Below are 14,723 nucleotides of genomic sequence, written 5' to 3'. Positions count from 1 at the left end.
GTCTACGTAGGACAATAAATGCCCCACGTGGTTAGGAGTCTTTTTGAAAGATGAATGATTTTAATCTAATAGAACAGATTGCTCCTGACATGATGCAACTAATAGAAGAGAGGTTTCGTATTTTGAGACATATCTACTGGCTACAACCAGTAGGCAGGCGAACATTAGCAGCTAAAATGAATCTCACTGAGAGAAATCTTCGGACTGAAACAGATTTTTTGAAACAAAATGATATTATTAATGTTTCAAAAAGTGGGATGACCTTAACTGATAAAGGCCTATCCATCTATAAAGGTTTGGAGACGTTTATGGCAGAGCAGACTGGAAACCGTGTGTTAGAAAGAGAATTAGCTAATGTATTAGGAATTGAAAGATGCCTGATTACTCCTGGTGATAGCGATAACGAACCAAAATTAATTGAAAATTTTGGAGAATTAGTCTCAGATTGTTTAGCTACCCAAGTTCCTGATGGTGATAATATCGTTGCAGTAATGGGTGGGACAACAATGGCGACAGTTGCTAGAAATATGCACCATATCGAAACAAGTACAAAACATTACACTTTTGTGCCAGCTAGAGGTGGGATTGGTGAGAAGATTGATATTCAGGCCAACTCAATTAGTGAAAAAATGGCAGAAAAAACTGGTGGGGACTTTAAAGTTCTCTACGTACCAGAACAAGTCAGTCCAGAAACATATGACAACTTATTACTAGAGCCAGCCATACAGCGAGTTCTAATGTTGATTTCTAAATCAAATGTGTTGATTCACAGCATTGGAGAAGCAAGGCATATGGCTAAACGACGTAATATGTCGGTGGATGATTTGACAATGTTATCTGAGAAAAAAGCTGTGGCAGAATCCTTTGGCTATTTCTTTGATAAAGACGGAGAGGTCGTCTATAAAATACCTAGAATAGGACTTCAAATGAAGGACCTTAGACAAATACCTTATGTGATTGCTGTAGCAGGAGGTGCCACAAAAGCACCTGTTATACAAGCATACATAAAAAATGCTCCGAAACAGACGTGGTTAGTCACAGATGAAGGAGCTGCTAATCAGATTTTAAAAGGGGTAACCCTTTAAAATAAATAAATTTTTTTCGATTTTCTTGAGGAGGAAATATAACATGACAGTTAAAGTAGCAATCAATGGTTTTGGACGTATCGGACGTTTAGCATTCCGTCGTATTCAAGAGGTAGAAGGATTAGAAGTAGTAGCAATCAACGACTTAACAGAAGCTGATATGCTAGCTCATTTATTAAAATATGATACAACTCAAGGACGTTTCAACGGTGAAGTTGAAGTTCATGATGGATTTTTCAGAGTTAACGGAAAAGACGTAAAAATCTTTGCTAACGCTAACCCAGTTGAATTACCATGGGGAGACCTAGGCGTTGATATCGTTTTAGAGTGTACTGGATTCTTCACTTCTAAAGAAAAAGCTGAATTACATTTACAAGCTGGTGCAAAACGCGTTGTTATTTCTGCTCCTGGTGGAAACGACGTTCCAACTATCGTTTACAATGTTAACCAAGATATCTTAACAGGTAAAGAAACTGTAATCTCAGGTGCTTCATGTACAACAAACTGTTTAGCTCCAATGGCTGATGTTTTAAATAAACAATTTGGTATTGTTGAAGGTTTAATGACAACAATTCACGCTTACACTGGTGACCAAAATACTTTAGATGCTCCACACAGAGGTGGCGATTTCCGTCGTGCTCGTGCTGCTGCAGCTAACATTGTCCCTAACACAACAGGTGCTGCTAAAGCTATTGGTTTAGTAATCCCTGAATTAAAAGGTAAATTAGATGGTGCTGCTCAACGTGTTCCAGTTCCAACTGGATCATTAACTGAATTAGTAACTGTTTTAGACAAAGAAGTAACAGCTGAAGAAGTTAACGCTGCAATGGCAAAAGCTGCTAACGAATCATATGGTTATACTGAAGACCCAATCGTATCTTCTGATATTATTGGTACTACTTACGGATCATTATTTGATGCAACACAAACTAAAGTATTAACAGTTGGTGACAAACAATTAGTTAAAACTGTTGCTTGGTATGATAACGAAATGTCATACACTGCACAATTAGTTCGTACTTTAGCTTACTTTGCAGAATTAGTTTAATTATAACTAACCCTAACAAGTAAATTTAAGCGGGAAAGCTATCGCGCTTTCTCGCTTTTTTCTTAATTCAAACTAGGAGGCGTCACATAACATGGCAAAAAAAACTGTTGAAGATTTAGACTTAAAAGGTAAAAAGGTATTAGTACGTGTTGACTTTAATGTACCAATTAAAGATGATGTCATTACAAATGACAACCGTATTGTTGCTGCTATACCAACTATTGACTACATTACTGCTGAGGGTGGAAAAGCGATTCTTTTCTCTCATTTAGGTCGTGTTAAAACTGAAGAAGATAAAGCAGGAAAATCATTAAAACCAGTTGCAGAGCGTTTATCAGAATTATTAGGTAAACCAGTGACGTTTGTACCAGAAACTCGTGGTAAAGAATTAGAAGAAGCGATTGCTAACATGAAAGATGGCGATGTATTAGTAGTAGAAAACACTCGTTTTGAAGATATTGATGGCAAAAAAGAAAGCAAAAATGATCCTGAATTAGGTAAATACTGGGCATCTTTAGGTGATGTATTTGTCAATGATGCATTTGGTACAGCACATAGAGCTCATGCTTCAAACGTTGGTATTGCGTCAAACTTACCAACTGCTGTTGGTTACTTAATGGAAAAAGAAATCAAATTTATCGGTGGTGTTGTTGAAAACCCACAACGTCCATTTGTTGCTATCTTAGGTGGAGCTAAAGTATCTGATAAAATTGGTGTCATTGAAAACTTAATCGACAAAGCTGATAAAATCTTAATCGGTGGGGGAATGACGTATACATTCCAAGCAGCTCAAGGTCGCAAAGTGGGTATGTCAATTTGTGAGAAAGATAAATTAGATCTAGCTCGTGAATTATTAGAAAAAGCAGGAGACAAATTAATCTTACCAGTCGATACTGTGTGTGCTCCTGATTTTGATAACGATGCCCCAACAACTATTTTAACAGGTGACATTCCTGATGATTTAGAAGGACTTGACATTGGACCTGAAACTATCAAGTTGTTTACTGAAGAATTACAAGGTGCTAAAACTGTCATTTGGAATGGACCAATGGGAGTATTTGAATTACCAACATTTGCTAAAGGAACAATTGGTGTTTGTGAAGCCATTGCTAACTTAAAAGATGCCACAACAATTATCGGTGGTGGGGATTCAGCTGCAGCTGCGATTCAATTAGGATTTGCTGATGAATTTACTCACATTTCAACTGGTGGGGGCGCTTCTTTAGAATATTTAGAAGGTAAAGTCTTACCAGGTGTTGAATCAATTTCTGATAAATAAAGATAACTAATAAGGAGATAAAATCATGCGTAAACCAATTATTGCTGGAAACTGGAAAATGAACAAAACTGCTAAGGAAGCACGTGACTTTGCTGAAGCAGTAAAAAACAATATCCCAAGTAACGATAAAGTAGATGCTGTTATCGGTTCACCTGCTTTATTCTTATCAGACTTAATGACAATCTCAGAAGGTAGTGATTTAAAAGTTGCTGCTCAAAACTGTTACTTTGAAGAAAGTGGTGCCTTTACAGGTGAAATCTCACCAGCAGCTCTTGCTGATTTAGGTGTTCAATATGTGATTATTGGTCACTCTGAGCGTCGTGAGTATTTCCATGAAACAGATGAAGACATTAACAAAAAAGCAAAAGCTATCATTAAATATGACATGACACCAATCCTATGTTGTGGTGAGTCTTTAGAAACTTATGAAGCAGGGGAAACTGCTGAGTGGATTAAAGCTCAAATTACAGCTGGACTTGCTGGTCTTACTCCAGAGCAAGTATCAGAAATGGTCATTGCTTATGAACCAATCTGGGCTATTGGAACTGGTAAATCAGCTGATGCTAATATTGCAGACGAAATCTGTGGTGTGGTGCGTCAAACTGTTGCTGATCTTTACTCTGATGAGGTGGCACAAAAAGTTCGTATTCAGTACGGTGGTTCAGTGAAACCTGAAAATATCGCTGAATATATGGCTAAAGAAAACGTTGATGGTGCTTTAGTAGGTGGAGCAAGCTTACAAGCTGATTCATTCTTAGCATTATTGGAGGCTTTAAACTAATATGAGTAAAGCACCAGTAGCAATTATAATCTTAGATGGTTATGGTCAACGTGATGAAGTAGTGGGAAATGCTGTTAAACAAGCAAACACACCAAACTTTGATCGTTACTGGAACCACTATGCACATAGTACATTGAAAGCATCAGGACTAGACGTAGGTCTTCCTGATGGCCAAATGGGTAACTCTGAAGTAGGCCACACAAACATCGGTGCTGGACGCATTGTTTATCAAAGTTTGACACGTATTGATAAAGCGATTGAAGATGCTGAATTTGAAAAAAATGAAGCTCTAAATCATGCGATTGATCATGCTCTTGAAAATGATTCAGCTCTACATTTATTTGGTCTTTTATCTGATGGTGGGGTGCATTCTCACTTAAACCATTTATATGCCTTACTTAAAATGGCTAAAGAAAGAGGCGTTAAAGAAACTTACATTCATGCCTTCTTAGATGGTCGTGACGTTGCGCCAACGTCTGCTTATGGTTATATGGAAGACTTATTAAAGGTGATGAAAGAGTTAAACTACGGTAAGGTAGCAACTGTTTCAGGTCGTTTTTATGCTATGGACCGTGACAAACGCTGGGAACGTGTGTCTAAAGCATACGAAGCGATTGTTGATGGTATCGGTGTGAAAGCAACTAACCCACTTGAAGCCGTTAAAGAGTCTTATGATAACGGAGTTAATGATGAATTTTTAATTCCAGTTGTGATTGAAGAGGACGGAAAACCAGTTGGATCAGTTAAAGATAATGATTCAGTGATCTTCTTTAACTTCAGACCAGACCGTGCGATTCAATTATCTAATGCTTTTACAGATAAAGAATGGGAACATTTTGAGCGTAAAACTCATCCAGAGAATGTAAAATTTGTGACAATGACTTTATACAACCCAAGCATTGTAGCAGAAGTGGCTTTCCCACCGGTTACTATGAAAAATGGTATTGGTGAAGTCTTATCTGATGCTGGCTTAAAACAATTAAGAATTGCTGAAACTGAAAAATACCCTCACGTTACTTTCTTTATGAATGGTGGACGTAATGAGGAGTATGAAGGGGAGAGCCGTATCTTAATCAACTCACCAAAAGTTGAAACTTATGACCTGCAACCAGAGATGAGTGCTTATGAAGTCACAGATGCCTTATTAGCTGATATTAAGGCTGATAAGCATGACGCGATTATCTTAAACTTTGCTAATCCTGATATGGTTGGTCATTCAGGTATTTTAGAAGCAGCGATTAAAGCGATTGAAGCTGTAGATATTTGCTTAGGTAAAGTCGTGGATGCGATTATTGAAAAAGGTGGGGCTGCGATTATTTTTGCCGATCATGGTAACTCTGAGACAATGAGTACACCAGAAGGTAACCCGCATACAGCTCACACAACTGTTCCAGTTCCAGTAATTATCACAAAAGATAATATTACCATTCGTGATGGTGGACGTTTAGCAGATGTGGCACCAACAATGTTAGACTTATTAGATATTGAGAAACCAAAAGAGATGACTGGTGAATCACTAATTAAGTAGTTAACAGGCTTTTGATTGAAAAATCAAGAGAAAATAGGTACAATAGTAACTATGGAAGAATTCTTCCGTAGCTAAAAAAAACAATATCCTAAAGGAGAGAATTTTTAATGTCAATTATTACAGATATTTATGCTCGCGAAGTCTTAGACTCACGTGGTAACCCAACAATCGAAGTAGAAGTTTACACAGAAAGCGGTGCTTTTGGTCGCGGTATGGTTCCTTCAGGAGCTTCAACTGGTGAACACGAAGCCGTTGAATTACGTGACGGAGACAAATCTCGTTATTTAGGTAAAGGTGTTTTAAAAGCTGTTGATAATGTAAACAACGTTATCGCTGAAGAATTAATCGGATATGACGTAAGAGACCAAATGGCTATTGACCGTCGTATGATCGAATTAGATGGTACACCAAACAAAGGTAAATTAGGAGCTAACGCTATTTTAGGTGTGTCTATTGCTTGTGCTCGTGCAGCAGCTGACTACTTAGAAATTCCTTTATACCACTACTTAGGAGGATTTAATACTAAAGTATTACCTACTCCAATGATGAACATCGTAAACGGTGGTTCTCATTCTGACGCACCTATTGCGTTCCAAGAATTTATGATTTTACCAGTAGGAGCACCTACATTTAAAGAAGCTCTACGTTGGGGTGCTGAAGTATTCCATTCATTAGCTAAAATCTTAAAATCTCGTGGATTAGAAACTTCTGTTGGTGATGAAGGTGGATTCGCTCCTCGTTTCACTGGAACTGAAGACGGTGTTGAAACAATCTTAGAAGCTATCGCAGCTGCTGGATTTGTACCTGGAAAAGACATCATGTTAGGATTTGACTGTGCATCAAGTGAATTCTACGAAGATGGTATCTACAACTATGCTAAATTTGAAGGTGCTAATGGCGCTAAACGTACTTCTTCTGAACAAGTAGATTACTTAGAAGAATTAGTAAACAAATACCCAATCATCTCAATTGAAGATGGTATGGACGAAAATGACTGGGCTGGTTGGAAAGAATTAACTGCTCGTTTAGGCGAAAAAGTTCAATTAGTTGGTGACGATTTATTCGTAACAAACACTGAAATCTTATCTCGTGGTATCGAAGAAGATTCAGCTAACTCAATCTTAATCAAAGTTAACCAAATTGGTACATTAACAGAAACATTTGAAGCAATCGAAATGGCTAAAGAAGCTGGCTTTACTGCAGTTATCTCTCACCGTTCTGGTGAAACAGAAGATTCTACAATCTCTGACATCGCTGTTGCAACAAATGCTGGACAAATCAAAACTGGTTCTCTATCACGTACTGACCGTATTGCTAAATACAACCAATTATTACGTATCGAAGACCAATTAGGTGACGTAGCTGAGTACAAAGGTTTAGATGCTTTCTACAACTTAAAAAACAAATAATTAACAGTTAAACAAAGCTCATTCTATAGGAATTAAAAATGACCGGACGTGAAGACACCTTCTAGCGATTGCTAGGGGGTGTTTTTTTGTCTATTTTGATAAAGATAGTGATCTAGTCATAATTCGATTGATATTTAGTCGTTTTGAGTAGAAAGTGATAAATGTTTATGAAATTGAATAATTAAACAGGATTTTTGTTTCATATGGTATAACATATGGAGAGACAATCCGATAAAATGATGGATTGTCTTTTTTTATTTTATAATCGTACAATTTATAATTCTAGGCATACATGATGATTATTGGTAAAATGATATTGTGAATAGATAACATAATTTAATTAGAAAATGGGGCATATAAAAATGGCGACAGCAGAATTAAAAATAGAAGAAAAGTTATGGCAAACAGCTGATAAATTAAGAGGTAGTATGGATGCTTCTGAATATAAAAATGTGGTCTTAGGATTAATCTTCCTAAAATATGTGTCTGATAGTTTTGAAGAAAAGCATGCAGAGTTACTTGTAGATGAGTATGCAGATGAAGAAGACAGAGATGAGTATCTTGCAGAAAATATTTTTTGGGTCCCGAAAAAAGCCAGATGGAGCTATATCAGTGAGCATTCTAAGTCTCCTGAAATCGGGCAAATTATTGATCATGCAATGATTGATATCGAAAAAGCTAACCCAACTTTAAAAAATGTGTTACCTAAAGATTATGCTAGGCCACAACTTGATAAAATTAGATTAGGTGAAACCATTGATTTAATTACAAATGTCAAAGTGGGAGACGCAGAAGGTAGAAAAATAGATGTTTTAGGAAGAGTCTATGAGTATTTCTTAGGCAAATTTGCTAGTGCAGAAGGTAAAGGTGGTGGCGAATTCTATACCCCGCGTTCCGTTGTTAAATTACTAGTCGAGATGTTAGAGCCTTATAGCGGACGTATCTATGACCCGTGTTGTGGTTCAGGTGGTATGTTTGTCCAATCTGAAAAATTTGTAGAAGAACATCAAGGAAGAATTGGAGATATTTCTATCTATGGTCAAGAGTTTAACCCAACAACTTGGCAACTATGTAAGATGAATTTAGCTATTCGAGGAATCGACGGTAATATTGGGGAATATAATGCCGATACATTTCACAATGACCTACATAAAGGCTTACGAGCTGATTATATCCTAGCTAACCCGCCTTTTAATATTAGTGATTGGGGTCAAGAAAAAATAACTGATGATGTTAGGTGGCAGTACGGTACACCATCAAAGGGAAATGCTAACTATGGTTGGATTCAACATATGGTATCAAAACTTGCTCCAGAAGGAACAGCAGGGTTTGTTTTAGCTAATGGTAGTATGTCCACAAGTCAACGTAATGAGCTAGAAATCAGAAAAAATCTAGTGGATTCTGATATTGTAGAGTGTATCGTGACGCTACCTGGACAAATGTTTTATTCCACTCAAATCCCTGTTTGTATTTGGATTTTGACAAAATCTAAAACTAAAAAAAATGAACGAGATCACCAACATGAGATTTTATTTATTGATGCTAGAAATGAAGGTTTTATGGCAGATAGAACAACGAAAGAATTTAGTGCTGATGACATAAAAAAAATTGCTGATACTTATCATGCTTGGAAAGGGACAAATGAGGAAGCTTACGAGGACGTAGCAGGCTTTTGTCACTCAAGTACAACAGAAGATGTAGCAAAACAAGAGTACATTTTAACACCAGGACGTTACGTAGGACTTGCTGAAGAAGAAGAAGATAGTGAGCCATTTGAAGAGAAAATGTCACGCTTAACAATGACTCTTTCAGAGCAATTTGCTAAATCACATGAATTGGAAGATGAAATTAGAAAAGCCCTAGGAGGTATAGGGTATGAGATATAGTCCTTTAATAAATAAAAATACTCCAAATAGCTGGAAAAATAGAGATTTAAACGAACTGACTACATACATTTCTAGAGGTAAGCAGCCAAAATATGTAGAGAAAAGTGATATTCTAGTTCTTAACCAAAAATCTGTTCGTTGGAATTACCTTGAAAGAAAATATTTGAAATATCATAATCCTGAAATTGCAGTACCTGAAAGACATTATATTAAAAAACAAGATGTCGTGATAAATTCAACAGGTGTTGGAACAGTTGGTAGAGCATATTATTTTAAAAATGTTGAACAGAGAATGTTTGCGGATTCGCATGTCACTATAGTTAGAACAGATGATTCTAAATTAATCAGTGAATACTTATATTATCAAATTTCTGATAAGAGATTTCAAAATTATATAAATAATTCTCTTTTAGCAGGTTCAACAGGCCAAGTAGAATTGAATAAAAGTAAAGTAGAAAAAATGGCAATGCTAGTTCCTGATTTACTTTATCAAAAAAACGTAGTGACAATATTATCTTCCTTGGATTCAAAAATAGAACTAAACAATCAAATGATTGATACGTTAGAAGAGATGGCATCGGCTTTATTTAAGAGATGGTTTGTTGATTTTGAATTTCCTGATGAGAATGGAAATCCATATAAATCAAGTGGTGGAAAGATGGTTGATAGTGAGTTGGGAGAGATACCTGAGGGGTGGGAGATAAAAAGAATAAAGTCGATAGTAACAATTACTAGAGGTGCATCTCCTCGCCCAATAAAAGATTTTATTCATAATGAAGGAAGACCTTGGATAAAAATATCAGACGCAAATGCAACTTTTTCTCCTTATATTTATGGTACGAAAGAATTTATAAAAGAAGAAGGCGTTTCAAAAAGCAGAACAGTAGAAAGTGATACATTAATTTTGTCTAATAGTGCAACACCTGGTATTCCTAAAATAGTTAAAATGCTATCTTCTGTTCATGATGGTTGGTTGATATTTGATAGTTTTAATGAATTGTCAAAAGAGTTTCTATACTTATTCTTAATAGAGTATAAAAAAGATATCCTTTCATTGAGCAACGGAAGTGTATTTAGAAATTTAAAAACTGATATACTAAAAGAATTTCCAATAATATTACCTCAAAAAGAAGAATTTGAAAAATTTCAATTAATAGTAGTGGATTTGTTTTCAAATATTAATACACTTGCATTAGAAGTATTAGCACTAGAATCGTTGAGAGATGCACTAATTCCGAAACTACTATCTGGTGAATTGGAGGTATAAATATTGCAAAGACTAGATATTGAATACAACGTAGATGAGATAAAAAGGTTGTTAAGTATTGATTCTTTGAATCGAAATAAAAATTTAGAGGTAATGATGAGATTTTTAGATAATCTTAATAGTCAAATGGTGCTAAACCTTGATGATGGTTGGGGAACAGGTAAGACGGTTTTTCTAAAACAACTGGAATACTTAGGTAATATAAATGAAATTAATGAAAATATTGTAAATTTAGATAAAAAAGTTATTAATTCATTTAAATCTAAGTATAATGTATTTTATTTTAATGCATGGGAACATGATTTATATGATAATCCATTAGAATCATTGATCTATAGTTTGTTGATGAAAATGGCAAGCATTGAAGATAATGAAAAGATACAAGGAGAAATGGTTAAGGTAATTACTAAGACACTTAAAAAGATTGGAATATTATCTGCTAATACAATGGTTAAAATAATAACTAATGGTTCAATCGAAATAAAGGATTTGGTTTCAAATGATGAGGACCCTATTCCCAAAATAACTTCAATTGAAAAGAAAAGAGAAGCCATTAACGAGTTATTAGAAGGGCTTCTGGGTGATTCAAATGAAAAAATACTAATAATTATAGATGAATTAGATAGGTGCAAACCAAGTTATGCTGTAAAACTTTTAGAAGTTGTAAAACACTTCTTTATTAATGATCAGATTGTTTTTTTATTTGGGAGTAATAAGAAAGAATTATCAGAAACAGTAAAGCATGAATATGGCAATAATTTTGATGGATATAAATACTTGAATCGTTTTTTTGATTTCGAATTTACATTACCTAAGATAGATAGGAAAATATATGCTCAAAATAAAATAGGGAATAAAATGACTCATAATGATGTTAGATACAAAGAAGCATTAATTGTAATTGAATATTTTAATTTTTCTATGAGAGATATTAATCGTTTTTTTATTTTATTTGATAATATTATACCCTATCTAAAAAGAAATAATAATGATTACTACAAGGTAGATCCTACTGTGAAATATTTGATGTTGTTGTATTCAATAGGACTAAGAATACATAGTGGTGAAGAATATAAGATGTTTATTGGTGGTCAGGGAATGAATGGTTTGATAGATTTCTATGAATTTAGAAAAGAAGATCATGACTATATTATTATTTGGGATGGACACAGAACAGAAATAGATGCAGTGGGAAAATTAACTACTATTTATGATTCTATAAAGTCAGTCGATTCCACAAATGAATATAATCTATCTGACATTCAGCATTCCTTTAAAGAAATGTTTGAGGTTTTAACTATGATGAGTAATATTTAAAATTGGAGGTGTCATCATGTCAGATTTTCGTTTCACAGAAGCAGAGCTAGAAGAAACAGCTTTAGAGTGGCTTGAAGAGGTGGGATACACTGTTGTATCAGGTAATCAGTTTGATCCTGAGCAAGTCTTGTCATTAAGAGATAGCTATTCAGATGTGGTGTTAGTTGAGTCGCTAAAAAATGCTTTAATTAAAATTAATCAAGATGTCTCTTTAGAAGTGATTGATGATGCTATTCGTCAAGTTTCAAGGTTATCTCACCCTGATTTAATGACGATGAATCGTTCATTTCACCAGCTTGTGACAGATGGTGTTGATGTGGAAACTCGTGAGGGAAATAGAAATACCACGAAAAAAGTTTGGTTATTTGATTTTAATCACCCTGAAAATAATGAGTTTTTAGCAGTTAATCAGTTTGTTATCAGAGAAGGGGAGACTGAGAAACGACCTGATATTATTTTATTTGTGAATGGCCTTCCTCTAGTCGTGATGGAGTTAAAGAATGCCACTAATGAAAATGTCGGGACCAGTGATGCATTTAATCAGCTTCAAACTTATAAATCAAGTATTTCCAATCTATTTAAGTTTAATGAAATGATGATTATTAGTGACGGGTTTAATGCAAAAGTTGGAACCATCTCAAGTAATGAAGAGAGGTTTATGGTCTGGCGAACGATTGATGGGCATAAGGAAACAAGCACTAGTCACACACAATTAGAAGTCATGATTAAAGGGATGTTAAAACTAAGTGTTTTTTTAGATTTAATACGAAGTTTTATCTTATTTAAAGATGATGGTAGACATATTATTAAAATACTAGCTGCTTATCATCAGTATCATGCTGTAAATCGTGCAGTGACTGAAACGATACGTGCGACAGAAGTTGACGGGGATCAAAAGATTGGCGTTGTATGGCATACTCAAGGGTCAGGTAAGAGTTTGTCTATGGTATTTTACTCGGGTAAGTTGATTCAGCAATTAAATAACCCAACTATAGTGGTGTTAACTGATAGAAATGATTTAGATGATCAGCTATTTTTAACCTTCAGTGAGTCATATAGTTTACTTAGACAGACACCTAAGCAAGCTGAAAACCGAGAAGATTTGAAAAAACTCTTATCTGTTCAAGCAGGGGGAATTGTGTTTACTACGATGCAAAAATTCTCTGCTGATGAAGGGACAACTATGGGCACCTTGACTGATCGCCGTAATGTGATTGTGATGGCAGATGAAGCACATCGAAGTCAGTATGGTTTTTCAGGGAAATTAGCCCAACAAGGTAACGAGGATTTTGTCATGAAGTATGGCTATGCAAAATATTTAAGAGATGCTTTGCCTAACGCGTCATATATTGGATTTACTGGGACACCAATTACCAGTACAGATAAATCGACTCGAGCAGTATTTGGTGATTATGTGGATGTTTATGATATGACACAAGCTGTTCAAGATGGTTCAACTGTTAAAATATTTTATGAAAGTCGGATTATCCCTCTAGAGTTACCTGAAAACCTAAAACTAGATGAACAAGTTTCAGAGATTATGGAAGATCAAGAAGAGTACGTGGTTTCAAAAGCAAAAAGTAAGTGGACAAGATTAGAGGCTGTCTCAGGTTCTCAGTCCCGTTTAGAAACTTTAGCTAGGGATTTTGTTAGTCATTTTGAAACACGTCAAGAAGCGTCATTTGGTAAGTCCATGATTGTGTCTATGTCTAGACGGATTGCTATCGATTTATATAAAGAAATTATTAAGCTACGTCCTGAGTGGCATTCTGATGATGATGATAAAGGAAAAATTAAAATCGTTATGACAGGCTCATCAAGTGACCCTGAAAGTTGGCAACCTTTCATCGGAAATAAGGCTAGACGTGAAAAATTAGCAAGTCGAATGAAAGATAATGATGACCCACTTCAGATTGTCATTGTCCGTGATATGTGGCTAACAGGTTTTGATGTGCCTGCTATGAACACGATGTATATTGATAAACCAATGCAAGGGCATAACTTAATGCAAGCTATTGCACGAGTAAACCGAGTTTTTAAAGACAAAGAAGGCGGCTTGATTGTTGATTATATCGGTATTGCTGATTCACTAAAGGAAGCTTTGCAAGAATACACACCAAGTGATCAAGAGCAGGCTGGGGTAGATGTGGCTGAAGCAGTGAATGTCATGATGGAAAAATATGATTTAATTACTGAGTTACTTTACGGGATTGATTATGACGATTTTAACAGTGATAAAGCATCAGTTAAGATGAAAACATTAAACAATACCATGGATTATATTTTAAGTTTAGGGAAAACAGAAACTAAACGTTATAAAGACTTGGTGACAGAGATTTCTAAAGCATATGCGCTATGTGCCACAGAAGAAGAAGCACAGGAAATTAATGCTGAGATAGCTTTTTTTAAAGCAGTTAAAGTGGCCTTGATGAAACTTGATATTACAGGAGACAAACCAACACAGAAACAAGTAGATGAGCAACTAAAACAATTGATTTCTAAATCAGTTGTAGCTGAACGTGAAGTTGTTGATATTTATGAATCTTTGGGATTAGAAAAACCTGACTTATCTATTTTATCAGATGAATTTTTAGCTGAAGTAAGAGCTTTACCACAAAAAAATGTGGCAGTAGTATTACTTGATCGCTTGCTTCGGGGGAAGGTAAAATCTATCCAACGAACTAATTTGATGCAATCTAAGAAATTCAGTGAGATGTTAGATGCGTCTATTAATAAATACAACAAACGAACCATTGAAACCTCTAAAGTTATCGAGGAACTGATTGAGATGGCTAAAGAGATGAATGATGCTATGAAACGTGGGGAAGATTTAGGACTTAACCGAGATGAGATGGCTTTTTATGATGCACTAGCAGATCATAAAACAGCAAAAGAAGTTCTAGGTGACGATGAATTAAAAGCGATTGCTCATGAACTGACTAAGACCATTAAAGAAAATATGAGTGTAGACTGGAATGTCAAAGATAGTACAAGAGCACAAATGAGAGTTGCTGTGAGACGATTATTGAAGAAATACGGCTATCCACCTGATTTACAAAAAATGGCTGTAGAGCGGATTGTAGAGCAAGCTGAATTGATGGCAAGTGGGTTGAGTTAAATAGA

10 protein-coding genes are annotated in these 14,723 nt (G+C 35.3%); all 10 read left to right on the top strand.

Features of this window, described 5'->3' with window-relative positions:
* Nucleotides 1-50: 50 nt before the first annotated feature.
* Nucleotides 51-1,085 carry a sugar-binding transcriptional regulator gene (locus VSF34_RS06360; protein WP_326716517.1) on the top strand — a complete coding sequence of 345 codons (1,035 nt, stop codon included), beginning with the start codon at nt 51-53 and terminating at the stop codon, nt 1,083-1,085.
* Between the two features lie 43 nt (nt 1,086-1,128).
* Nucleotides 1,129-2,133: a type I glyceraldehyde-3-phosphate dehydrogenase gene (gene gap, locus VSF34_RS06355; protein ID WP_326716516.1), complete on the top strand. Its 1,005-nt coding sequence runs from the start codon at nt 1,129-1,131 to the stop codon at nt 2,131-2,133.
* Between the two features lie 91 nt (nt 2,134-2,224).
* Entirely contained in the window at nt 2,225-3,412 is a 1,188-nt protein-coding gene (locus VSF34_RS06350; RefSeq protein ID WP_326716515.1) for a phosphoglycerate kinase, read from the top strand.
* 25 nt (nt 3,413-3,437) lie between these two features.
* The gene (gene tpiA / locus VSF34_RS06345; protein ID WP_326716514.1) at nt 3,438-4,193 is read left to right on the top strand and encodes a triose-phosphate isomerase; all 756 of its coding nucleotides are present in this window, start codon (nt 3,438-3,440) and stop codon (nt 4,191-4,193) included.
* A gap of 1 nt (nt 4,194) precedes the next feature.
* On the top strand, nt 4,195-5,721 hold the full coding sequence (gene gpmI / locus VSF34_RS06340) for a 2,3-bisphosphoglycerate-independent phosphoglycerate mutase (protein WP_326716513.1): 1,527 nt from the start codon (nt 4,195-4,197) through the stop codon (nt 5,719-5,721).
* 107 nt (nt 5,722-5,828) lie between these two features.
* Nucleotides 5,829-7,130 carry a phosphopyruvate hydratase gene (gene eno / locus VSF34_RS06335; RefSeq protein WP_326716512.1) on the top strand — a complete coding sequence of 434 codons (1,302 nt, stop codon included), beginning with the start codon at nt 5,829-5,831 and terminating at the stop codon, nt 7,128-7,130.
* 347 nt (nt 7,131-7,477) lie between these two features.
* Complete coding sequence (locus tag VSF34_RS06330) at nt 7,478-9,016, top strand: class I SAM-dependent DNA methyltransferase (protein ID WP_370659249.1); 1,539 nt, start codon at nt 7,478-7,480, stop codon at nt 9,014-9,016.
* Nucleotides 9,006-10,283: a restriction endonuclease subunit S gene (locus VSF34_RS06325; protein WP_326716511.1), complete on the top strand. Its 1,278-nt coding sequence runs from the start codon at nt 9,006-9,008 to the stop codon at nt 10,281-10,283. Before VSF34_RS06330 ends, VSF34_RS06325 begins: the two co-directional genes overlap by 11 nt.
* Before the next feature lie 3 nt (nt 10,284-10,286).
* Complete coding sequence (locus VSF34_RS06320) at nt 10,287-11,600, top strand: KAP family P-loop NTPase fold protein (protein ID WP_326716510.1); 1,314 nt, start codon at nt 10,287-10,289, stop codon at nt 11,598-11,600.
* Nucleotides 11,601-11,616: 16 nt separating this feature from the next.
* A complete protein-coding gene (locus VSF34_RS06315) occupies nt 11,617-14,718 on the top strand; it encodes a type I restriction endonuclease subunit R (RefSeq protein WP_326716509.1) in 3,102 nt (1,033 codons plus the stop codon).
* The last annotated feature ends 5 nt before the right edge of the window (nt 14,719-14,723 follow it).

Source organism: Vagococcus jeotgali (genome assembly GCF_035918315.1).
Classification (GTDB): domain Bacteria; phylum Bacillota; class Bacilli; order Lactobacillales; family Vagococcaceae; genus Vagococcus; species Vagococcus jeotgali.
Note: the sequence above shows the minus strand (reverse complement) of the source record. Positions and strands in the feature narration are given on the sequence as shown.

Bases quoted from the DNA above. Each gene is read 5' to 3' on its own strand.
- VSF34_RS06360 (WP_326716517.1), top strand. From the start codon at position 51: ATGAATGATTTTAATCTAATAGAACAGATTGCTCCTGACATGATGCAA.
- gap (WP_326716516.1), top strand. From the start codon at position 1,129: ATGACAGTTAAAGTAGCAATCAATGGTTTTGGACGTATCGGACGTTTA.
- gpmI (WP_326716513.1), top strand. From the start codon at position 4,195: ATGAGTAAAGCACCAGTAGCAATTATAATCTTAGATGGTTATGGTCAA.
- VSF34_RS06350 (WP_326716515.1), top strand. From the start codon at position 2,225: ATGGCAAAAAAAACTGTTGAAGATTTAGACTTAAAAGGTAAAAAGGTA.
- eno (WP_326716512.1), top strand. From the start codon at position 5,829: ATGTCAATTATTACAGATATTTATGCTCGCGAAGTCTTAGACTCACGT.
- tpiA (WP_326716514.1), top strand. From the start codon at position 3,438: ATGCGTAAACCAATTATTGCTGGAAACTGGAAAATGAACAAAACTGCT.
- VSF34_RS06325 (WP_326716511.1), top strand. From the start codon at position 9,006: ATGAGATATAGTCCTTTAATAAATAAAAATACTCCAAATAGCTGGAAA.
- VSF34_RS06315 (WP_326716509.1), top strand. From the start codon at position 11,617: ATGTCAGATTTTCGTTTCACAGAAGCAGAGCTAGAAGAAACAGCTTTA.
- VSF34_RS06330 (WP_370659249.1), top strand. From the start codon at position 7,478: ATGGGGCATATAAAAATGGCGACAGCAGAATTAAAAATAGAAGAAAAG.